General features: G+C 63.5%; 24 protein-coding genes. 10 read left to right on the top strand and 14 right to left on the bottom strand.

What is annotated here, in order from left to right:
- Nucleotides 1–21: 21 nt before the first annotated feature.
- On the top strand, nucleotides 22–732 hold the full coding sequence (locus MU848_RS06420) for a PilZ domain-containing protein (protein ID WP_247230899.1): 711 nt from the start codon (nucleotides 22–24) through the stop codon (nucleotides 730–732).
- Nucleotides 733–1173: 441 nt separating this feature from the next.
- Here MU848_RS06420 and rplI read toward each other — a convergent pair whose 3' ends face one another.
- The 9 genes from rplI to MU848_RS06465 all read right to left on the bottom strand — a co-directional run bounded on the left by rplI (nucleotide 1174) and on the right by MU848_RS06465 (nucleotide 8573).
- Nucleotides 1174–1770 (bottom strand): 50S ribosomal protein L9, encoded by a 597-nt coding sequence (gene rplI / locus MU848_RS06425; protein ID WP_201514480.1) that lies wholly within the window; start codon nucleotides 1768–1770, stop codon nucleotides 1174–1176.
- Between the two features lie 13 nt (nucleotides 1771–1783).
- The gene (gene rpsR, locus MU848_RS06430; protein ID WP_004212076.1) at nucleotides 1784–2008 is read right to left on the bottom strand and encodes a 30S ribosomal protein S18; all 225 of its coding nucleotides are present in this window, start codon (nucleotides 2006–2008) and stop codon (nucleotides 1784–1786) included.
- Between the two features lie 13 nt (nucleotides 2009–2021).
- A complete protein-coding gene (gene rpsF / locus MU848_RS06435) occupies nucleotides 2022–2426 on the bottom strand; it encodes a 30S ribosomal protein S6 (RefSeq protein WP_097091872.1) in 405 nt (134 codons plus the stop codon).
- Between the two features lie 162 nt (nucleotides 2427–2588).
- A complete protein-coding gene (locus MU848_RS06440; protein WP_236574969.1) occupies nucleotides 2589–2990 on the bottom strand; it encodes a BLUF domain-containing protein in 402 nt (133 codons plus the stop codon).
- Between the two features lie 138 nt (nucleotides 2991–3128).
- Complete coding sequence (locus tag MU848_RS06445; protein ID WP_247230900.1) at nucleotides 3129–3491, bottom strand: RcnB family protein; 363 nt, start codon at nucleotides 3489–3491, stop codon at nucleotides 3129–3131.
- Between the two features lie 117 nt (nucleotides 3492–3608).
- The gene (locus MU848_RS06450) at nucleotides 3609–4814 is read right to left on the bottom strand and encodes an ABC transporter permease (RefSeq protein ID WP_247230901.1); all 1206 of its coding nucleotides are present in this window, start codon (nucleotides 4812–4814) and stop codon (nucleotides 3609–3611) included.
- A gap of 181 nt (nucleotides 4815–4995) precedes the next feature.
- Nucleotides 4996–5709: an ABC transporter ATP-binding protein gene (locus tag MU848_RS06455; RefSeq protein WP_247231698.1), complete on the bottom strand. Its 714-nt coding sequence runs from the start codon at nucleotides 5707–5709 to the stop codon at nucleotides 4996–4998.
- Entirely contained in the window at nucleotides 5699–7132 is a 1434-nt protein-coding gene (locus MU848_RS06460) for an efflux RND transporter periplasmic adaptor subunit (RefSeq protein WP_247230902.1), read from the bottom strand. The genes MU848_RS06455 and MU848_RS06460 overlap by 11 nt, the downstream gene beginning before the upstream one ends.
- Nucleotides 7125–8573 (bottom strand): efflux transporter outer membrane subunit, encoded by a 1449-nt coding sequence (locus MU848_RS06465; RefSeq protein ID WP_247230903.1) that lies wholly within the window; start codon nucleotides 8571–8573, stop codon nucleotides 7125–7127. Before MU848_RS06465 ends, MU848_RS06460 begins: the two co-directional genes overlap by 8 nt.
- Nucleotides 8574–8744: 171 nt before the next feature.
- Here MU848_RS06465 and fabD point away from each other — a divergent pair, with 171 nt between their 5' ends.
- The 5 genes from fabD to mltG all read left to right on the top strand — a co-directional run bounded on the left by fabD (nucleotide 8745) and on the right by mltG (nucleotide 13278).
- A complete protein-coding gene (fabD, locus tag MU848_RS06470; RefSeq protein ID WP_247230904.1) occupies nucleotides 8745–9680 on the top strand; it encodes an ACP S-malonyltransferase in 936 nt (311 codons plus the stop codon).
- Nucleotides 9681–9697: 17 nt separating this feature from the next.
- A complete protein-coding gene (fabG, locus tag MU848_RS06475; protein ID WP_247230905.1) occupies nucleotides 9698–10438 on the top strand; it encodes a 3-oxoacyl-[acyl-carrier-protein] reductase in 741 nt (246 codons plus the stop codon).
- A gap of 189 nt (nucleotides 10439–10627) precedes the next feature.
- Nucleotides 10628–10861: an acyl carrier protein gene (locus MU848_RS06480; protein WP_006950224.1), complete on the top strand. Its 234-nt coding sequence runs from the start codon at nucleotides 10628–10630 to the stop codon at nucleotides 10859–10861.
- Between the two features lie 175 nt (nucleotides 10862–11036).
- The gene (gene fabF / locus MU848_RS06485; protein WP_247230906.1) at nucleotides 11037–12296 is read left to right on the top strand and encodes a beta-ketoacyl-ACP synthase II; all 1260 of its coding nucleotides are present in this window, start codon (nucleotides 11037–11039) and stop codon (nucleotides 12294–12296) included.
- Between the two features lie 10 nt (nucleotides 12297–12306).
- Nucleotides 12307–13278, top strand: coding sequence for an endolytic transglycosylase MltG (mltG, locus tag MU848_RS06490; RefSeq protein ID WP_097091864.1), 972 nt, complete (start codon nucleotides 12307–12309; stop codon nucleotides 13276–13278).
- Between the two features lie 73 nt (nucleotides 13279–13351).
- Here the strand turns inward: mltG and MU848_RS06495 are convergent, their stop codons facing one another.
- Nucleotides 13352–13771 (bottom strand): sugar transporter, encoded by a 420-nt coding sequence (locus MU848_RS06495; RefSeq protein WP_247230907.1) that lies wholly within the window; start codon nucleotides 13769–13771, stop codon nucleotides 13352–13354.
- A gap of 95 nt (nucleotides 13772–13866) precedes the next feature.
- On the opposite strand from MU848_RS06495, the gene MU848_RS06500 reads away from it, so the two are divergent.
- Both MU848_RS06500 and MU848_RS06505 read left to right on the top strand, forming a co-directional pair.
- The gene (locus tag MU848_RS06500) at nucleotides 13867–14406 is read left to right on the top strand and encodes a peroxiredoxin (protein ID WP_247230908.1); all 540 of its coding nucleotides are present in this window, start codon (nucleotides 13867–13869) and stop codon (nucleotides 14404–14406) included.
- A gap of 37 nt (nucleotides 14407–14443) precedes the next feature.
- Nucleotides 14444–14935 carry a 2'-5' RNA ligase family protein gene (locus MU848_RS06505; protein WP_247231700.1) on the top strand — a complete coding sequence of 164 codons (492 nt, stop codon included), beginning with the start codon at nucleotides 14444–14446 and terminating at the stop codon, nucleotides 14933–14935.
- Here MU848_RS06505 and gloA2 read toward each other — a convergent pair.
- Nucleotides 14915–15298 carry an SMU1112c/YaeR family gloxylase I-like metalloprotein gene (gloA2, locus tag MU848_RS06510; RefSeq protein WP_247230909.1) on the bottom strand — a complete coding sequence of 128 codons (384 nt, stop codon included), beginning with the start codon at nucleotides 15296–15298 and terminating at the stop codon, nucleotides 14915–14917. The two genes, MU848_RS06505 and gloA2, sit on opposite strands and share 21 nt — an antisense overlap.
- A gap of 73 nt (nucleotides 15299–15371) precedes the next feature.
- On the opposite strand from gloA2, the gene hemB reads away from it, so the two are divergent.
- Both hemB and MU848_RS06520 read left to right on the top strand, forming a co-directional pair.
- Nucleotides 15372–16367: a porphobilinogen synthase gene (gene hemB / locus MU848_RS06515; protein ID WP_201514463.1), complete on the top strand. Its 996-nt coding sequence runs from the start codon at nucleotides 15372–15374 to the stop codon at nucleotides 16365–16367.
- Nucleotides 16368–16371: 4 nt separating this feature from the next.
- A complete protein-coding gene (locus MU848_RS06520; protein WP_247230910.1) occupies nucleotides 16372–16959 on the top strand; it encodes a gamma carbonic anhydrase family protein in 588 nt (195 codons plus the stop codon).
- Between the two features lie 22 nt (nucleotides 16960–16981).
- Here the strand turns inward: MU848_RS06520 and MU848_RS06525 are convergent, their stop codons facing one another.
- Genes MU848_RS06525 through glk form a run of 3 tightly spaced genes read right to left on the bottom strand, consistent with a single transcriptional unit; the run spans nucleotide 16982 to nucleotide 19130 of the window.
- Complete coding sequence (locus MU848_RS06525; RefSeq protein ID WP_201514459.1) at nucleotides 16982–17494, bottom strand: hypothetical protein; 513 nt, start codon at nucleotides 17492–17494, stop codon at nucleotides 16982–16984.
- Nucleotides 17495–17547: 53 nt separating this feature from the next.
- Nucleotides 17548–18165 (bottom strand): bifunctional 4-hydroxy-2-oxoglutarate aldolase/2-dehydro-3-deoxy-phosphogluconate aldolase, encoded by a 618-nt coding sequence (eda, locus tag MU848_RS06530; protein WP_097091857.1) that lies wholly within the window; start codon nucleotides 18163–18165, stop codon nucleotides 17548–17550.
- Nucleotides 18165–19130 (bottom strand): glucokinase, encoded by a 966-nt coding sequence (gene glk / locus MU848_RS06535; RefSeq protein ID WP_097091856.1) that lies wholly within the window; start codon nucleotides 19128–19130, stop codon nucleotides 18165–18167. The genes eda and glk overlap by 1 nt, the downstream gene beginning before the upstream one ends.
- Between the last annotated feature and the right edge of the window lie 60 nt (nucleotides 19131–19190).

Here is a 19190-nt window from a genome sequence, read left to right on the forward strand (position 1 = left end):
CCTCAATGCGAGTATGGTGCCATGGCTATCGAACCAATTTTGGAGCAAACTCAGGAACGTGGCGACAAGCGCGCCGATGTCCGCTGGCCCATCCGTCTTGAGGCGCCCGGGTCGGTTGGCGAAGGTGCCACTGACGTTGTGGTCCACGATATCTCCACGGCGGGGATGCTGATAGAAACCAGCTCGCAGCTGAAACTGGGGCAGGCGCTGCTGCTGTCCCTGCCTGAAGCTGGCTCCGTTTCCGCTCATGTGGTGTGGCAAGATGAGCCGCTCTTTGGATGCCGCTTTGACGAGCCGCTGCCGCAAGCCGCCGTCAGTGCGACCCGCCTTCGCAGCACGATGCGCGGCGATGGCAGGCCGGTCGATCATGTGGCCAATGCCAAGGGACCGGAGATGCTCCCGGCGCGCCTCCGCCGGCTGCGCCGTGAACGCGGCCTTAGCCGAGAGGCACTGTCTCAGCTCACCGGTTTCAGCAAACCATCGCTATGGGCCTGGGAAGTGGGCAAGACCATGCCCCGGCGCAGAAGCCTGGTTGCGCTTGCACAGGCTTTCGGCCTGACAGAGCAGCAGTTGCTCGTTGGTGAGCCCCCGGTTGCGTCACATGATCCCGCAATAACAGGCACGGCCCGTCCGGGGCAGCAGCTTCATGACGTGATCGACTCGGCCAAGCGTGAAATCGCCAAACATGCAGGCGTCGATGTCTCGCAGGTGCAAATCCGCATCGATTATTGAAGCACCGCGTGTGGGTGCAGTTTTAATCTCCACCTATGTGATGAGCTTCTCTGGCGTGATGACATGAGTTCTGCCTTTGTGAAGGCAGGAGACCATTTGCCGACCCTTATCTCTCTTCAGAGCGGCGCGCCTCGATCTTAGATCCTCAACCCGTTCGGGCTGAGCTTGTCGAAGCCCATGTCTTTCTGAAAAGAGCCTCGTTCAACTGCTGCTTGCGGACAGGCGCTCAAGACAGGCTTCGACAGGTTCAGGGCGAACGGAATGGGAGGTGGTGTCGATACCCATCGCGAACCTCTCAATTGAGGCTCGGCCCGAACGACCATTAGGGATGTAGATGAGGGCAAGTAGTTCAGGCAAACCAAGGTGCCAGCAATCATAACTACGCCAACAAAAAAGCCGCCCGGTGAGGGGCGGCTTTCTTGTTTTGTCCGGAGCGAAAACTCAGGCTTCTTCAGCCGGAGCTTCTTCTGCTTCAGCGGCGATTTCGCCGGGTTCAGCGTTCGGATCATAATCTTCGGTGAAGCCGCTCTCGTCCTTTTCGAACAGGTCGGCCATCACGTCCACGCCCTGCGCCTGCAGTTCGGCCTCTTCAGGCGAACGGGCGACGTTCACCTGGATGGTGACAGCGACTTCGGGGTGCAGCGCGACCTTGACGTCGAACAGGCCGAGCGTCTTGATCGGGCGTTCCAGCACGACCATCGCCTTGGTGACGTTGGTGATGCCTTCGGCCTGCAGCGCTTCGACGACGTCACGGACGGCGACCGAACCATAGAGGTGGCCAGCGTTGGACGACTGGCGGATCAGGACGATCTGCTTGCCGTTGACGCCTTCGGCAGACTTTTCAGCGTCGCCACGGCGGGCGGCGTTGTCGGCCTCGATCTTCGCGCGGTTGGCCTCGAAGACCTTCTTGTTGGCGGCGTTCGAACGCAGCGCCTTCTTGTTGGGCAGCAGGAAGTTACGGGCGTAACCGTCCTTCACGGTGACGACGTCACCGATGGCGCCCAGCTTTTCGATGCGCTCAAGGAGAATGATTTCCATGGGTCTTTCTCCCTTACTTCACGATGTAGGGCAGCAGGCCCAGGTGACGGGCGCGTTTGATGGCTTGGGCCAGCTCACGCTGCTTCTTTGCGGATACAGCCGTGATGCGGCTGGGGACGATCTTGCCGCGTTCGGACACGAAGCCCTGCAGCAGACGGACGTCCTTGTAATCGATCTTCGGCGCATCCTTGGCGGCGAAGGGGCAGCTCTTGCGGCGGCGGAAAAACGGGCGTGCCATTGTTCAGATCTCCTTATTCGCCAGCCGGGGCTTCTTCGCGCTCGCGGCGCGGGCCACGGTCGCCACGATCACCGCGCGGACCACGCTCGGCGCGTTCCTGCTTGCGCATCATCACCGACGGGCCGGTTTCCAGCTCGTCAACCTTGACGGTCATGTAGCGGATGATGTCTTCGTTGATCTGCGTCTGGCGCTCCAGTTCCGCGACGACACCAGCAGGGGCGTCGATGTTCAGCATCACATAGTGAGCCTTGCGGTTCTTGGCGATCTTGTAGGCGAGGCTGCGCAGGCCCCAGGTTTCCACCTTGGTCACCTTGCCAGCATTATCCTCGACGATCTTGGTGGCGGTTTCCGCCAGCGCGTCCACCTGCGCCTGTGCCAGGTCCTGGCGCGCAAGGAACACATGCTCGTAAAGAGCCATGGGTATTGCCTCATCTGTTGGCCGATCGCTGACGCCCACCCCATGTGGAACGCCCCTCCGGCTGTCGTCTCAAGCATTCATCCGCGCGGCCGCCGAGTCACCCCGGCCCACGCGAAGCGGCGCCTATGGCGGAAATGCGCCAGCTTGGCAAGGGAGACTTCTTCAGTTGCGGTGCATCTCGGCCGTGCCGATGAAGTGCGCCCGCGTGGAAGGTCCCGCCTGTTCGAGCAGGGCTGCCACCTTGCTCTTCAGGTTCGATGATGGCCGTGCCGGATCATCATAGGCCATGCCCCAATTGCCGAACTCGCGGGCGTCGATTTCCTGCTTGCGCAGCATGACCAGTGCGCGGTGCCTGCCGTCCCGGCCTATCCGCTCATAGACCCGCTCGACATTTTCCCTGGGTCCTTCGAGGACCTGGAGGAAACGCTTGCCATTGTAGAGCAGCAGGCCAGTGACGTCCTCGCTGCTGTTCTTCTGCGCTGCTGTCTGCGCGATCGTTGCGCACTGGCTGTACGAAACGTCGCCCGTCGCGCTGCTGATATACATGATCTGGTACAAGGACATGGTGCTTCCTGGATGACTGACCCCCAACCAGCCATTTTAACGTCCAACACTTTATATATCGTATTTGACATGGATCATGGAAAGCCCCGGAAGAGCGACGCTCCGCCGGGGCAATTCTGTTCTGCAAGAAGTGGGATATCAGCGTATCACGCTGCCGATCACCGCGCCGATGATCCCGCTTGTTATCGCGACCAGCACCGCGTCATTTCCCGAGCGCACCCAGTGATAGCCGCGCGGCGGGGCGTTCAGGCGATAGTCGCGATAATTGTTGATCACGCGATAATCGCGGGCATAGCGGCGGTCGAAGCGCTGACCCTTGCCCCAACGGTGATAGTCGTTCTTGCGCACGACCGTCTTCTGCTTGACCACAGTGCGGCCATGCGGGCCCTGATGCACGACGCGGGTGACTTCGCGATGCGGGGCGGCCTGCGCCTGCGCTGCGACCATCGGGCTTGCGACCATCGTCGTTGCGGCCAGGCTCATCAGCAGTTTCTTGATCATCTCACTTGCTCCTTTATCTGTCGCGCCTTTGCTTCGGCGTTGAAGACAGATTTAAGGCGGACTTGTCGCAAGCTTGTGCCGGTGAGACGGGTCAACTGTCCGAAATTGTAACAGCCTCTATTCGTGCCGCAGCGCGTCGATGGGATTGAGCGCCGCCGCGCGCCGCGCCGGGAAATAGCCGAACACCACCCCGATCGCCGCGGAAAAGAGGAAGGCGATCATGTTCACCTTCACGTCGAAGATGAAGGGCACCTGCATCAACGGCGCTATCGCTACCGACGCGATCAACGCCAGGCCCAGCCCGATCAGCCCGCCCAGACAGGACAAAACGATCGCCTCGACCAGGAATTGCATCAGCACCTCACGCGCGACCGCCCCGATGGCAAGGCGGATGCCGATCTCGCGGGTACGCTCCGTCACCGACACAAGCATGATGTTCATGATGCCGATCCCGCCCACCAGCAGAGAAATGGCCGCGACCGCCGCCACGATCTGCGTCAGGATGGTGGTCGTCCCGGTCAGCGTGTCGCTGATCTGCTTCGTATCGAAGACGTTGAAATTATCGTCCGCCCCCGGCTTCACCTTGCGCCGCTCGCGCATCAATTCTTCCAGGCTCGCCTGCACGGTCGAGGTGTCATAGGCATCGTCCACCGCGACCATGATCTGGCTTATGTCGCGATCCCCGGTGAAGCGGCGTTGGACGAACTTGATTGGCATGACGACGACGTCATCCTGATCACCAAAGCCGCCTTGGCCGCGCGTTGCGAGCGCGCCGATCACCTGACAGGAAACACCCTTGATGCGCAGCCGCTTGCCAGTCGGATCGGTTCCCTGGAAGAGGTTCGTGCGCACCGTATTGCCGATGATGCAGACGGCTTTCCCGGCCTCTTCCTCCTCCGGCATGAAGAGGCGGCCGGCATCTGCCTTCCAGCTCTGCACCTCAAAATAGGCAGCGGTCGTGCCATAGACGGTCGTCGACCAGTTGCTGCCCTCATAGATGGCGGTCCCGCTCGACTGGACCAGCGGCGCGACGGCGCGCACGCCCGTCAGCTGGTTCTCGATGGCCGTCACATCCGCTGGCTTGAAGTCGGGGGGCCTCGGCCCGCCGCCGCCCCGGCCAAAGCCTTGCCCCGGCCGCAGCTGCAACACATTGGCGCCCAGCGAACTGATCTGCTCCCGCACCGCCGCCGTCGCGCCATTGCCCAGCGTCACCATGGTGACCACCGCCGCCACGCCTATGATGATGCCCAGCGTCGTCAGGAAGCTGCGCAGCTTGTGCCGGTTGATCGCCCGGAAGGCGAGGATGACAGTGGTGCCTAGCATCCCAGTCTCCTCACCCCTTCAGGGGAGAGGATAGGGAGCCTTGATGCTTCAGCAGCTAGGCGGACTCGGAGAGGGGGAGGGGATACGCAACACCCCCTCATCCAACTCCGCCTAGGCGCCTTCGTCGCCAAGGCTGCGTATCCTTCTCCCCGGAGGGGCGAAGGTTTGAAAGAGGCCCCTCTCACGCCTCCGCCCCCGCGTCGATCCGTTCCACCAGCCCATCCTTGAAGTGCACCACCGTCCGCGCATAGGCGGCCATGTCGGGCTCATGCGTCACCATCAGCACGGTGATGCCGCTATTTTTGTTGAGATCGGTCAGCAACTCCATGATCTCCACCGACCGTTCCGAATCGAGATTGCCGGTCGGTTCGTCGGCCAGCAGCACGGCAGGCTGCGTCACGATCGCCCGCGCGATGGCGACGCGCTGCTGCTGCCCGCCGGACAATTCAGCAGGCGTATGGTCCCACCATTGCTTGAGCCCCACCTTGTCGAGCGCCGCCATCCCCGCATCATAACGGCTCTTCTTGTCCTCGCCCCGATAGAGCAGCGGCAGTTCCACATTCTCCAGCGCGCTTGTTCGGGACAAGAGGTTGAAGCCCTGAAACACGAAGCCAAGATAGCGGCGGCGAAGCAGGGCCCGCTGATCACGATCCAGCCTTTCGACATGGCGCCCCTTGAACAGGAACTCGCCGCCGCTCGGTACATCAAGGCAACCAAGGATGTTCATCGTCGTCGACTTGCCCGACCCCGAAGGCCCCATGACCGCGACGAAATCCCCTTCCTTGATGTCGAGGTCGATGCCCTTCAGCGCCTGAAAGGCGGTAGCGCCCGAACCATAGATCTTGGTCACGCCGCGCAGGGAAATGATCGGATCAGCCACTGCGTCAGGTTCCATTCTGCCGCCCGGTGCCGCGCGGCTCACCGCCGCCGGAGCGGTCGCGCCGCTGACCCCCGCCATTTGTGCTCTCCTCGGCAGGCTGTTCCTGCCCGGCTGCCAGTTGGCCCGTGATGACCCGCATGCCGGGCTTCAACGCGCCGCCCGTGATCGCCGTGCGCGCGCCGTCACTGGCGCCGACGGTCACCTGCAAAGGCTTGGGATTGCCGTCTTCGCCCACGACATAGACGGTCTGGCTGCTGCCGATGCCGAAGCTGACCTGCCGGTTGGCGCCGCCACGGCGGAAGCGGCGAGGGCCGGGTACGATCTGGCTGGTGATGCCACCGCCCTGACCAGCGCCTGTGTTCGGCTTGAACCGGAGCGCCGCGTTTGGCACCAGCAGGACGTTGCTCAGCTGCTGCGTCACGATGTCGGCAGTCGCGGTCATGCCGGGGCGCAGCGTCTCCCCCTTGTTATCAACGGCAAGCACCGCCGTGTACGCCACCACGGTCCCAGTGGCGCTGGCGGCCGTGCTGCTACCCGAAGAGGAGGATGAGGAGGAACTGCTCGAAGCATTGGAGCCGACATTGACCCGCGTCACCCGAGCGGGGAAGCTGCGGCCCGGAAAGGCATCGACGGCGAAAGTCGCCGCCTGGCCTTCCTTCACCTGGCCGACATCGGCCTCGTCCACCGCGACTTCCACCTCCATCTTGGTCAGGTCTTCGGCGATGGTGAACAGCACCGGGGCATTGAAGGAAGCCGCCACCGTCTGCCCGGGCTCGATATCGCGCGACAGGACGACGCCGGTCACCGGCGACACGATCTGAGCAATCGACAGGTTGGTCTGCGCCGTCGCAAGCTGAGCCCGCGACACGCTGACCTGCGCCTGCTGCGCTCGCAAATTGCCGATCGCGGACTGATAATCGGCACGGGCCGCGTCCAGCTCCGTCTTGGCAGGCACGCGGCCGCCCGACAGACGGAAGACGTTCAGTTGCCGGTCGAGCGTCGCCTTGGCCAGCGCAACTTGCGCCTGCGCCTGTGTGACGCTGGCCTGAGAGGCCGCTACTTGCGCCCGGTTCTGGGTGACCGAATCCACCAAGCGCCGCGTGTCGAGTTCCGCCAGCCGCTGCCCTTTCGTCACGCGATCGTTCACATCGACATAGACGCGCGTGATCTTCCCCGATTGTTCAGAGCCCACATCCACCTGATTGATCGGCTTCAGATTGCCGGTTGCCGATACCGTCACCGTCAGGTCGCCGCGCCGCACCTCTCGCGTGGCGAAGTTCGGCTTGTCCTCGCCAGAAAAACAACGCGCGAGCAGCAGGATCAGGATCAGCAGCGCCAGCCCGACAGCGCCGCGCACCAGCCATTTGCGCCACGGGCGTTCAGGGCGCGCGCCGAGAAATTCGTCCAGGTCCTTATCCGTGCTCACATCTTCACTCATTGGGGCGGTTGTCCATATTCTGCCAGCCGCCACCCAGCGCATTGTACAGCTGGGCGATGGCGAGGACCTCGTCGGCTTGCGCGGAGGCAAGGCTGTTGCGCGCGTTCAACAGCGTGGTTTCGGTGTTGGAAAGCGTCTGGAAATCTATGAGCCCCGACTGATACTGGCTGCGCGCCAGCAGGGCGGCATTGTTGGACGCATCGAACGCGGTGGCGAACTCGGCTTTGCGCTGTCGCGCGCTGTTCAGGGACGCCATCGCATTTTCCACATCTTCCAGCGCGGTCAGCACGCTCTGCTTGTATGCGGCGAAGGCGGCATCCGTCGCCGCCCTTTGCGACCGCACCTGCGACGCGAGCCGTCCCCCATCGAAGATGACCTGCGCGACATTGGCGAAGACGCCGCCTGTAATAATGTCGAACAGGCTTTTGATGCTGGTGGCGTTGGTGCCGATATTCCCGCTGATCCCGAGCGAGGGGTAAAGCTGAGCCTGCGCAACGCCAATCCGCGCCGTTGCCGCAACCAGAGCCCGCTCCGCCGCCCGTACGTCGGGCCGCTGGCGCAGGGTGTCGGCGGGGATTCCGGCAGCGATCGCCGTCGAAGCGGCCGGTATAGGAACAGGGACCTCCAGCGAGCGGGTGGCTTCGCCCGGCGCTTGCCCGGTCAGCACGGCAATGCGGTTCAGGCTGCCGCGCAGGCTCGCCTCCAGCTGCGGGATCGTTGCATTCGTCTGGGCCAACTGGGCACGCGCCTGCTGCTCGTCGAGCGATGAAACCAGCCCCGCCTGAAGCCGCCAGTTCGCGATGTTGTAATTATCCTGCTGGATCGCCTGCGTTTCGCGGGCGATGCGCAGCTGCTCCTGCGCCTGCCGGGCCTGAACATAGTTGGTGACCAGTTCGGCGATGATGGTCATGCGCACATTGGCGAGGTCATAGCCGGATGCGGCGAGATCCGCGCGCGCTGCCTCGGCGGATCTGGACAATTCGCCGAACAGGTCGATCTGCCAGCTTGCATTGGCGCCCAGCGAATAGCTGCTGCTCCAGCGGTCCGATCCGGTTGACACGACATTGCCGTCGATGACGCGCGTACCGCCGCCCCGATTGGAATAGTTGCGCCCGCCCGAACCCGACGCGTTGACCTGTGGCAGGAACGCCGCCCGCGCCTGCACCAGCGACTCCCGCGCCTGCCGCAGTCGCGCCTGGGCCTGCACGATGTCGAGGTTGCTGGCCACCGCCTGGTCGATCAGTCCTGTAAGCGCCGGATCATTGAACCGCGTCCACCAACGCGCAAGCTCCGCCTCGCTCAATGCGCCACTCGTCGATGCCGCATAATAGCTGCCCGGCACCCCCAATGCAGCCGGTTGCGGCGCCCGATAGTCAGGCCCCGCCGCGCAAGCCGAGAGCGTCAACGCCGTCCCGCTGATCCAGCCAATGCGATATCGCACCTTTTCCTTGCACTCCGTCGTCGTTAAAGGGACGCCACCTTGGGGGTTGAGGCGGTCCGGTCGGGGAAACTGCCGAAAGGGACCGGATGTCTCAACGGCATTTGTGTCTCAAAGTGTAACGATGTTGAAAAACGGCGCTTTTGTGGGCGTCCTTGCGTCAGAAGGTGAATGATGAGGGCATTTCTGTTTCCGGGGCAGGGTAGCCAGTCGGTTGGCATGGGCAAGGCGTTGGCCGAAGCGAGCCCGGCGGCGAAGGAACTGTTTCAGGAGGTCGATGACGCCCTGTCGCAGCATTTGTTCCGCATCATGGTGGAAGGTCCGGAAAGCGACCTCACCCTCACGGAAAACGCGCAGCCCGCAATCATGGCGAACGCCTTGGCAACGCTGCGCGTGATGCAGAAGGAAGGCGGCTTCTCGCTGGCGGAAAAGGGCTATTTCGTGGCTGGCCACAGCCTTGGCGAATATAGCGCACTGTGTGCCGTCGAAGCGTTCGACATCGGCACGACCGCGCGCCTCCTCAAGCTACGCGGCCAGGCAATGCAGGCTGCGGTTCCCGTGGGGGAGGGTGCGATGGCGGCCTTGCTTGGCGCCGACATCGAAAAGGCGCAGGCACTGGCCAATGCAGCCGCGGAAGGTGAAGTCTGCACTGTCGCGAACGATAATGATCCGACCCAGGTGGTGATTTCCGGACATCGCGGCGCGATCGAGCGCGCAGTCGCCCTGGTGAAGGACCATGGCATCAAGCGCGGCGTGCTGCTGCCCGTCTCCGCCCCGTTCCACTGCCCACTGATGCAGCCCGCCGCCGAAGCGATGGAAGAGGCGCTGGCCAAGGCAGCGATCAATACGCCGCTGCTTCCGGTCTACGCCAATGTCCTCGCTGCTCCCATCGCAGACCCCGAAGAGATCAAGCGCCGCCTGGTCGAACAGGTGACCGGCCGCGTCCGCTGGCGCGAATCCGTCGCCGCCATGTGGGAAGCAGGCGTCACCGATTTCGTCGAACTGGGCGGCAAGGTGCTCGGCCCGATGGCCAAGCGGATCGCCCCCGACGCCACCGTGCGCAGCGTCGTCACCATGGACGACATCGAAGCCGCGCTCGCGACATTCTGAAGATAAGGATAAAAGCTATGTTCGATCTGACAGGCATGACCGCGCTGGTGACGGGCGCTTCGGGTGGTATCGGGTCCGCGATCGCCCGGTCGCTGGCGACTCAGGGCGCGACGCTCGCGCTTTCCGGCAGCAATGAGGAAAAGCTCAAGGCTTTCGCGGCGGAGCTGGGCGGGGATCATAAGACACTGGTCTGCAACCTGTCCGATCCCGCGGCAGTGGACGGCCTCGTAGCGCAGGCGGTGGAAGCGCTGGGCGGCAAAATCGACATTCTCGTCAACAATGCGGGCATCACCCGCGACAACCTCATCATGCGGATGAAGGATGACGAATGGTCCGATGTCATCTCGGTCAATCTGGAAGCTGCATTCCGCCTTGCCCGCGCCGCCGCCAAGCCGATGATGAAGGCACGCTTCGGCCGCATCATCTCGATCACGTCGGTCGTCGGCGTCACCGGTAATCCCGGCCAAGCCAATTATGCCGCGTCTAAGGCAGGCATTATCGGCATGTCCAAGTCGCTTGGCCAAGAACTGGCGAGCCGGGGCATCACCGTCAACTGCGTGGCGCCCGGCTTCATCCGGTCCGCCATGACCGACGCGCTCAATGACGCGCAGAAGGGCGCCATCCTGCAGAAGATCCCCGCAGGCGACCTCGGCAATGGCGAAGATATCGGCGCCGCCGTCGTCTATCTCGCCAGCCGTGAAGCGGGTTACGTCACTGGCCAGACGCTGCATGTTAATGGCGGCATGGCGATGATCTGAACCCGGAGGGGCTCGGAAGCGGACGCTCGTTCATTGCAATTGGACGGCCTGTGCCATTCAGGCGCAGGGAAGGGCGTAAATCATGCGTTTCGATCTTTTCTTGCCTCTTGCCTCTGCCGGGGCTTGCCTCTAGGGCATGCCTTAACAAATATTCACAACCTCAACGATACCCAGTAAAAAGGACCACTCATGAGTGAGACCGCGGATCGCGTTAAGAAAATCGTCGTCGAACATCTGGGCGTCGAAGCCGAAAAGGTGACCGAGGATGCAAGCTTCATCGATGATCTGGGCGCAGACAGCCTCGACATCGTTGAGCTGGTGATGGCGTTCGAAGAAGAATTCGGCGTGGAAATTCCCGACGACGCGGCTGAGAAGATCGGCACCGTCAAGGACGCGATCGATTATATCGACAGCAAGCAGTAAGAATGTCGCGCGGCTGACCAGGGGGTTGGCTGCCTGACGTTTTTGAAGGAAATGGCTCCTCCTGTCCGGCGAATCCGGTCTTGGGGAGCCTTTTCGTATCTGGCCTACCGTTCACAAGCGCTCTCGAAGCAGCTAAGGAGCGGCCCAAACCTATGAAGATTTTCGGAGCAGATATATGCGTCGCGTAGTCGTAACCGGCCTCGGCATGGTGAGCCCGCTTGGCGGGGATGTCGAAACCACCTGGAAGAACATCCTCGCGTCGAAGTCCGGCGCGGCGACGATCGCGCGCTTCGACGCCAGCGAATATAAGTGCCGCATCGCCTGCGAAGTGAAGCCCGCGGACCATGAATATGGCTATGATCCCAACCTGGACGTCGATCACAAGATTCAGCGTCAGGTCGATCCTTTCATCGTCTACGGCATTTCCGCCGCCAGCCAGGCGCTGCGCGACGCGGGCCTCGACAATATGAGCGAGGAAGAGCGTCTGCGCGCCGGTTGCTCCATCGGTTCGGGCATCGGCGGCCTGCCGGGCATTGAGAGCGAATCGCTGGTGCTGGCGAACAAAGGCCCCGGCCGCGTGTCGCCCCACTTCGTCCATGGACGCCTCATCAACCTGATTTCGGGTCAGGTTTCGATCAAATACGGCCTCATGGGTCCGAACCACGCCGTCGTCACCGCCTGCTCGACCGGCGCGCACTCGATCGGAGACGCCGCGCGCATGATCGCGATGGACGATGCTGATGTCATGCTGGCGGGCGGCGCGGAAAGCGCGATCTGCCCGATCGGCATCGCCGGTTTCGCCCAGGCGCGCGCTCTTTCGACCGCCTTCAACGACACGCCGGAAAAGGCGAGCCGCCCCTATGACATCAACCGTGACGGCTTCGTCATGGGCGAAGGCGCAGGCGTCGTCGTGCTCGAAGAATATGAGCATGCCAAGAAGCGCGGCGCGCATATCTATGCAGAGGTCATCGGCTACGGCCTCTCGGGCGACGCTTACCACGTCACCGCCCCCCATCCGGAGGGCAATGGCGGCTACCGCTCGATGGAAATGGCGCTCAAGAAGTCGGGCCTCAGCCTCGCCGACATAGACTATGTGAACGCGCACGGCACCTCGACCCCGCTCGGCGACGAACTGGAACTGGGCGCGGTCAAGCGCTTGTTCGGCGACAATATCTCGACCATGTCGATGAGCAGCACCAAGTCGGCCATCGGCCACTTGCTGGGCGGCGCGGGCGCTGTGGAAAGTATCTTCTGCATCCTCGCCATCCGTGACCAGATCGTACCGCCCACGCTCAACCTCGACGAACCAAGCGAAAGCTGCGCGGGCGTCGACCTCGTCCCGCATGTGGCGAAGGAGCGGAAGGTGCGTGCCGTCCTCAACAACAGCTTCGGCTTCGGCGGCACCAACGCCTCGCTCATCATGAAGGCGATCTAAGGACAGGGCCATGCGGCGGTTCGGGCTGGTTATCCTAGCGATCGGCCTGGCCGTCGCCGCCTTCGTGGCGTTTCGCTTCGTCTATGGCTGGACCGAAGCGGGGCCTGCGCCACGCGACATAAGCGTCGTCGTGCCCGATGGCGCCACCGTTGCCGATGCCGCCGTCCTCCTGAAACAGGCGGGCGCGGTGCGTTCCGCAGACGCATTCCTCACCCGCACCAAGGTGTTCGGGCGTGGAAAGTCGATCAAGGCGGGCGAGTTCCTGATTCCCAAAGGCGCGAGCAACGCCGACATTTTCTCGATCCTTCAGGGCGGAAAGACGCTGACCCGACTGGTGACCATACCCGAAGGCATGCCTTCCATCATGGTCCACGAACGGCTGATGGCGAATGAAGAGTTGACTGGCGATGTGCCAGTCCCTGCCGAGGGCAGCGTACTGCCGGACAGCTATGCATTCGACAAAGGCGAAAGCCGCGCCGCTGTGCTGAAGCGCATGCAGGACGCCATGACCCGCGCTCTCGCCAAGCTATGGGCCGAACGCGCGCCCAACAGCGTGGCGAAGTCGCCCAGGGAGGCCATCATCCTCGCCAGCATCGTCGAAAAGGAAACCGCCGTGCCCGCTGAACGGCCCACGGTCGCGGGGGTCTATGGCAACCGCCTGAAAGCCGGGATGATGCTTCAGGCCGACCCGACGATCATCTACCCCATCACCAAGGGCAAACCGCTCGGCCGCCGCATCAAGAAGTCGGAGATCGCCGCGGTCAATGATTATAACACCTATGCCATGACCGGCCTGCCCAAGGGCCCGATCGCCAACCCCGGCAGACTGTCGATCCTCGCTGTTCTGCATCCCGCCGAAACGAAGGCGCTCTATTTCGTCGCTGACGGGAAGGGCGGCCATATCTTTGCCGACACGCTCCAGCAGCATAATGAGAATGTCCGCAAATGGTTCGAAATCCGCCGCGCGCGCGGAGAACTCTAAGGCGATTTAAACCTGATTTCTCGTCATCCCAGCGGAAGCTGGGATCTCGTCCGCCAGGCTTAGTACACTCACTTCACCGCAAAACGCCCTTGGCATGCAACCGCGCGGCATAGAGCAGCTGCCCCACTGCAATGGCGACGATCACCGCCGGAAACACCGCCGCCCCCGCGCCCTTGACGGCCCACAAATCCGTTCCCAGAAAGCTGTAGCCGAACTGCACCACGACGGCGGCCAGCGACAGCGCGAACAACGCCACCGCCGCCGCCTTCCTCAGCAACAACAGCAGCGCGCCGACCGTCCCTGCACCCACTGCGACCGCGTAAGCAGCCCAGGCCCATCCCGGCATTTCTGCAAAGAGGCGCGCCGTATAAGGATCGCTTTTCGCCAGAACCGCCAGATCGGCTCCATATTGCATGCCAAAAGCCGCCACGCCGATCAGATTCCAGATCAGCAGGCCGATTGCGATGATTTTGAAGGATCGCGACGCGCCCATAGGAGTTTCCCCTCTCTCAAATCTTTGCCACGCGGCAGGGCGACCTTATAGATGCACCCGACCGTGGGAAAGCATGCTGACCGGGAGACGAAGAGATGCTCGGACGTTCCGTACCTGATGTGACGCTGAAAACGCGTGTGCGCGATGAAAGCGTCGGCGGCCCCAATCCTTTCCGTTGGCAGGACATCCAGACCGGCGACCTGTTCAAGGGGAAGCGGGTGGTCGTGTTCTCGCTGCCCGGCGCTTTCACGCCCACCTGTTCCACCGAACAATGCCCCGCCTTCGAACGCTTCTACGACGAGTTTAAGGCACTGGGAGTGGACGATGTCTATTGCATCTCGGTCAATGACGCTTTCGTCATGTACCAATGGGGCAAGCATCTTGGCGTCAAGAATGTGAAGCTGCTGCCAGATGGTTCGGGTGACTTCACGCGGCGCATGGGCATGCTCGTGAAGAAGGATCATCTCGGCTTTGGCGATCGCAGCTGGCGCTATGCCATGGTCGTCGATGATGGTCAGGTGGTCGCCTGGTTCGAAGAGCCCGGCATAAATGATATTGGCGAGGACGATGATCCCTACGGCCAATCAAGCCCGGAGCCGGTGCTGGAATGGCTGAAGGAACATCCGGCTGCCTGATGCCGCAGGCGGCGCGCCGATCGTCGTGACGGCGCTCATGGGGGCGGAGGACTTCGCTTGGGCGGATGGCCTCCGCCGCGCCCATTTTCCGCCGGAACGCAACAAGGTCCCGGCGCATATTTCGCTCTTCCACCATCTGCCGCCGTCTCTGCTCCCTGAACTCAGCGACCGCTTGAAAGCGTCATGCGCCGGTCCACCGCCGCTTGGCCTGATAACCGGGATCAGGCTGCTCGGCCGTGGCGTCGCCTTCGACCTGCGCAGTGACGGCCTGCTCGCCATCCGCGACGAACTGGCCGATGCTTTTAGAGGGCTGCTCACCCCACAGGACCAAGCGCGCCCTCGCCTGCACATCACGATCCAGAACAAGGTTGAACCACCTGTCGCCCGTGCCCTCGCCGATCAGTTGAAGGCCGGGTTTCGGCCCCGCCCCCTCCGGATAGCGGGTCTTGCGGCGTGGCATTATCGCGATGATGGTCAATGGAGCCTTGCCAAAAAGGCCAGCTTCCGGTCAGCGCGCGTCCTCATATAACTCCAACGGCAGCGCATCGGGATCAGCGAAGAAGGTAAAGCGCCGTTCCGTATAAGGATCGACCCTGACAGGCTCGCACTCGATCCCTGCCGCTTCAAGCCGCGCGACTTCATCGTCCAGGTCTTGCACGCAAAAGGCCAGGTGCCGCAGCCCGCACGCCTCTGGACGCGTCGGACGGCGGGGAGGGGCGGGAAACGAGAAAAGCTCGATCTGCGCATTTCCGGCGTCCAGGTCGCATTTCCACGATTGCCGTTCTTCGCGCCACACTTCACGCACGACAGGAAAGCCCAGTATCTCCGTGTAAAAGCGCCGCGATCGCTGATAGTCGGAACAGATGATGGCGATATGGTGGATGCCCCGCATGGAGCGTGCACTAGCATGTTGCACCGGCCGCCGGAACCTTGATCCCCTCGGCTCCGCGGCCTAAACCCCGTCCATGACCCATGCTTCCTATCCGGCGCTCCGTCTGCGCCGCACCCGCGCCGCCGCCTGGACCCGCGCGCTCCACGCCGAAAATCGCCTGCACCCGAGCGACCTCATCTGGCCGCTGTTCGTCACCGAAGGGCAGGGGGAGGAGGAACCGATCTCGTCGCTTCCCGGCGTCTCGCGCTGGTCGGTAGACGGCATCGTCGCCCGCGCCCGGGAAGCGCGCGACGCAGGCATTCCCTGCCTTGCCCTCTTCCCCAATACGCAGGCCGACCGCCGCAGCGATGATGGGGAAGAGGCCCTCAACCCCGACAATCTCATGTGCCGCGCCATCCGCGCGATCAAGGACGCCGTGCCGGACATCGGCATCCTTACCGACGTGGCGCTCGATCCCTATACAGCCCATGGGCAGGACGGCCTGCTCGACGAGCAAGGCTATGTCATCAACGACGCCACCATCGACGTGCTGATCGGCCAGTCCCTCAATCAGGCCGCGGCGGGCGCGGACATCATCGCCCCCAGCGACATGATGGACGGACGCGTCGGCGCGATCCGCGAGGCGCTGGAGGAAGAGGGCCACGCCAATGTCCAGATCATGGCCTATGCCGCCAAATATGCGAGCGCCTTCTACGGCCCGTTCCGCGACGCGGTAGGCTCCAGCGGCCTGCTGAAGGGCGACAAGAAAAGCTATCAGATGGACCCCGCCAATAGCGAGGAAGCCCTGCGTGAAGTCGCGCTCGACCTGGCCGAGGGCGCGGACAGCGTCATGGTGAAGCCGGGTCTCCCCTATCTCGACATCATCGCCCGGGTGAAGGACCGGTTCGAAGTGCCCGTATTCGCCTATCAGGTGTCGGGCGAATATGCGATGATCGAAGCCGCCGTCGCAGCGGGAGTTGGGAATCGCGACGCGCTGGTGCTGGAAACGCTGCTTGCGTTCAAGCGTGCCGGTTGCTCGGGCGTCCTCACCTATCATGCGCTCCACGCCGCGCGCCTGCTGGGAGCCTGACGCCATGCCCGACCATCCGCACGCCGCGCATGCCGATCATCCGGGTGCCACCATCCTGAGCTTTGGCGGCAAGACCCCGGTCATCCATCCCAGCGCCTTCATCGCGCCGGGCGCGCGGATCATCGGCGATGTGGAGATCGGGCCGGACAGCAGCATCTGGTATAATTGCGTCGTGCGCGGAGACGTGAACGCGATCCGAATCGGCGCGCGCACGAATATTCAGGATGGCAGCGTCATCCATTGCGACGGCCCCGATCCATCAGAGCCGGAAGGCTGGCCCACCATCATCGGCGAGGATGTTCTGATCGGCCATATGGCGATGATCCACGGTTGCGACCTCAAGGACCGCGCCTTTGTAGGCCTTGGCGCCGTGGTGATGAACGGCTGCGTTATCGAGAGTGACGCCATGCTGGCCGCCGGGGCGCTGCTATCCCCCAATCGCACGGTGCCTCACCGCCAGCTCTGGACCGGCCGCCCCGCCAAATATGTCCGCGATCTCACCGACGAAGCGCTCATCCGCATGCGGGAGGGCGTTGACCGCTATGTCCACAATGCAAAAGCCCACAAGGGCGCGCTGAAGGCCGACGGCTAACTCCTGCCGGGCGGGGCTGATATCAAGGCTGCGCCAGGCGCGCCTTCACTGCGTCGATCCGGTCATTCTGCGAATCCACGATCTCCAGCGCCGCCTTGCGCGCCACGTCGATCTGCTCCACGCCGCCCCGAGCCTTGCCCTCGGCCACCGCATTGCTTCGCTCGACATAGAGCGTGTCGAGGCTGGCCAGCGCCGACACGCTATCGTTCCGCGCCGCCTCCAATGCACTGATCGCAAGTTGCGCCGCAACCCACGCCTCGCTCGATACCGCCGCGCCCGCAGCCGACCTTGTCGCGCGGTCCGCCGCAGGCCAGGCCCTATCGAAAGCCGCGCTTCCCGTCTGCGCCTGCGCAGCAAGCCGATCGACCTGCGCCTGCAACGCCGGATCGGCCTCGACCGGAGCGGGAGCAGCCACGGGCTCCGCAACCGGCGCATTCTCCACCGCCCGCTTGGCGAGCGAAGGATAGCCCGTCAGCGTCTCCGCACAGCCGGAGAGGAACAGGGCGAGGGAGGGCAGCAGCCGGCGCAGGATCATGGGGTTGATCTAGGACGGGAAATCCCGCCGCGCAATGGCGTCAACCATCCTCGTCAGCGGGCCAGCGCCGCCGCCTCGCGCGCCAGCGCCTCGATCTTCGCCCCATCGACCGGCCCCTTGGGCACGACCCAGCTGCCGCCGACGCATTTCACAAAGGGTTCGGCCAGCCATTTCGGCGCATTTTCCGCCGTGATCCCCCCGGTCGGGCAGAAGCGTGCGACATGCAACGGCGCCGCCAGCGCCTTCAACGCAGGCAGTCCACCCGAAGTCTCCGCCGGGAAAAATTTGAAGTGCGTGAGGCCCAGCTCCAGCCCGCGCATGATGTCGCCCGCCGTCGCCGTTCCCGGAAGGAAAGGCACGCGCGCCGCGACCGCCGCCTTGCCCAGCGGCTCGGTAAGGCCCGGGCTGACGATGAAGCGCGCGCCTGCCTCCATCGCCGCGTCCAGCTGCGACGGGTTCAGCACCGTTCCAGCACCGACGACCGCACCCTCGACCTTCGCCATCTCGCGGATCACATCCAGCGCGGCGGGCGTGCGCAGCGTCACTTCCAGCGCGGGCAGCCCGCCCTTCACCAAAGCCTGCGCGATCGGCAGCGCATCCTCCACTCGCTCCACCACCAGCACCGGGATGACCGGCGCCAGCTCCATCACTTGTTCAACGCTGAGCGACATCATTTCTTCTCCCGAAAGGCGGCGGCCGCCCCGTAAAGTCCAATCTCTTCATGCACGGCGAGACGAATGGGCACCGTCGCCATCAGGCTTTCGAACCGCCCCTTGGCGGTAAAGCGCCGGTGAAAGCCGCTCTGGGGCAGCAATGCGCGCATTCGCTGCGTCAGTCCCCCGGCCAGCACGACCGCGTTCGGCCCCTGCGCCAACGCCAGGTCGCCGACGACCGATCCATAGCAAAGGCAGAAGCGGTCGAACGCCGCGCGGGCGAACTCGTCCGTCCCGTCGATCGCCGCCTGCCACAATTCGGCATCTTCCATCAGCATCACGCGTTCATGGCCGATGGTCGCCATCGCCTTGTAGATATTGTTGAGCCCCGGCCCCGACACCACCCGCTCAGTCGACACGCGCAGGAACTTGTCGCGCAGATAGGCGAGGATCTTTTCCTCCAGCGTGTCGAGCGGCGCGAAGTCGAGATGGCCGCCCTCGGTCGCGATCACATGCGGCTCGCCATCATCGAACGCGATCATCGCGACGCCCAGGCCCGTGCCCGGACCCACCACCGTCACGCCGCCGTCGCGCGGGAAAGGCCGGTCCTGCCCGAAGAGCAGCGGCAGATTGTCGTCGGGCAGGCGCGCGACGGCATGGGCCACGGCCTCGAAATCATTGACGAGCCGCATCTGCTTGAGGCCCAGTTCTTCGTCCAGCGTCTCGGGCCTGATCATCCAGCTGCTGTTGGTCAGCTTGATGACGTCGCGCCCGATCGCGGTGGCAAAGGCGATGGAAGCCGCCTTGGGCAGGTCGCCGCCCTCGTCCCGCACGAATGCGGCCCAGCAGGCCTGCAGGCTTTGAAAGTCGGCGACCTTGTACTTCCGCACCTTGCCCAATGTAGGCACGTTGCGCGCATCGAGCTTCGCACGGGCGAAACGGGCATTTGTGCCGCCGATATCGGCAGCGATGATGTCGGTCATTCGAGGCATCCCATATTCTACGTCATGCCAGCGAAGGCTGGCATCTCAGGCGAGGGGGCG

Source organism: Sphingobium agri, assembly GCF_023051225.1.
Classification (GTDB): Bacteria; Pseudomonadota; Alphaproteobacteria; order Sphingomonadales; family Sphingomonadaceae; genus Sphingobium; species Sphingobium agri.

Coding starts and splice junctions, on each gene's coding strand:
- fabF (WP_247230906.1), top strand. CDS start 11,037: ATGCGTCGCGTAGTCGTAACCGGCCTCGGCATGGTGAGCCCGCTTGGC.
- MU848_RS06420 (WP_247230899.1), top strand. CDS start 22: ATGGCTATCGAACCAATTTTGGAGCAAACTCAGGAACGTGGCGACAAG.
- fabD (WP_247230904.1), top strand. CDS start 8,745: ATGAGGGCATTTCTGTTTCCGGGGCAGGGTAGCCAGTCGGTTGGCATG.
- mltG (WP_097091864.1), top strand. CDS start 12,307: ATGCGGCGGTTCGGGCTGGTTATCCTAGCGATCGGCCTGGCCGTCGCC.
- gloA2 (WP_247230909.1), bottom strand. CDS start 15,298: ATGCGGGGCATCCACCATATCGCCATCATCTGTTCCGACTATCAGCGA.
- MU848_RS06495 (WP_247230907.1), bottom strand. CDS start 13,771: ATGGGCGCGTCGCGATCCTTCAAAATCATCGCAATCGGCCTGCTGATC.
- MU848_RS06460 (WP_247230902.1), bottom strand. CDS start 7,132: ATGAGTGAAGATGTGAGCACGGATAAGGACCTGGACGAATTTCTCGGC.
- MU848_RS06520 (WP_247230910.1), top strand. CDS start 16,372: ATGCCCGACCATCCGCACGCCGCGCATGCCGATCATCCGGGTGCCACC.
- rpsF (WP_097091872.1), bottom strand. CDS start 2,426: ATGGCTCTTTACGAGCATGTGTTCCTTGCGCGCCAGGACCTGGCACAG.
- rplI (WP_201514480.1), bottom strand. CDS start 1,770: ATGGAAATCATTCTCCTTGAGCGCATCGAAAAGCTGGGCGCCATCGGT.
- MU848_RS06455 (WP_247231698.1), bottom strand. CDS start 5,709: ATGGAACCTGACGCAGTGGCTGATCCGATCATTTCCCTGCGCGGCGTG.
- MU848_RS06445 (WP_247230900.1), bottom strand. CDS start 3,491: ATGATCAAGAAACTGCTGATGAGCCTGGCCGCAACGACGATGGTCGCA.
- fabG (WP_247230905.1), top strand. CDS start 9,698: ATGTTCGATCTGACAGGCATGACCGCGCTGGTGACGGGCGCTTCGGGT.
- MU848_RS06450 (WP_247230901.1), bottom strand. CDS start 4,814: ATGCTAGGCACCACTGTCATCCTCGCCTTCCGGGCGATCAACCGGCAC.
- glk (WP_097091856.1), bottom strand. CDS start 19,130: ATGACCGACATCATCGCTGCCGATATCGGCGGCACAAATGCCCGTTTC.
- MU848_RS06500 (WP_247230908.1), top strand. CDS start 13,867: ATGCTCGGACGTTCCGTACCTGATGTGACGCTGAAAACGCGTGTGCGC.
- rpsR (WP_004212076.1), bottom strand. CDS start 2,008: ATGGCACGCCCGTTTTTCCGCCGCCGCAAGAGCTGCCCCTTCGCCGCC.
- MU848_RS06440 (WP_236574969.1), bottom strand. CDS start 2,990: ATGTCCTTGTACCAGATCATGTATATCAGCAGCGCGACGGGCGACGTT.
- eda (WP_097091857.1), bottom strand. CDS start 18,165: ATGTCGCTCAGCGTTGAACAAGTGATGGAGCTGGCGCCGGTCATCCCG.
- MU848_RS06505 (WP_247231700.1), top strand. CDS start 14,444: ATGGGGGCGGAGGACTTCGCTTGGGCGGATGGCCTCCGCCGCGCCCAT.
- MU848_RS06525 (WP_201514459.1), bottom strand. CDS start 17,494: ATGATCCTGCGCCGGCTGCTGCCCTCCCTCGCCCTGTTCCTCTCCGGC.
- hemB (WP_201514463.1), top strand. CDS start 15,372: ATGACCCATGCTTCCTATCCGGCGCTCCGTCTGCGCCGCACCCGCGCC.
- MU848_RS06480 (WP_006950224.1), top strand. CDS start 10,628: ATGAGTGAGACCGCGGATCGCGTTAAGAAAATCGTCGTCGAACATCTG.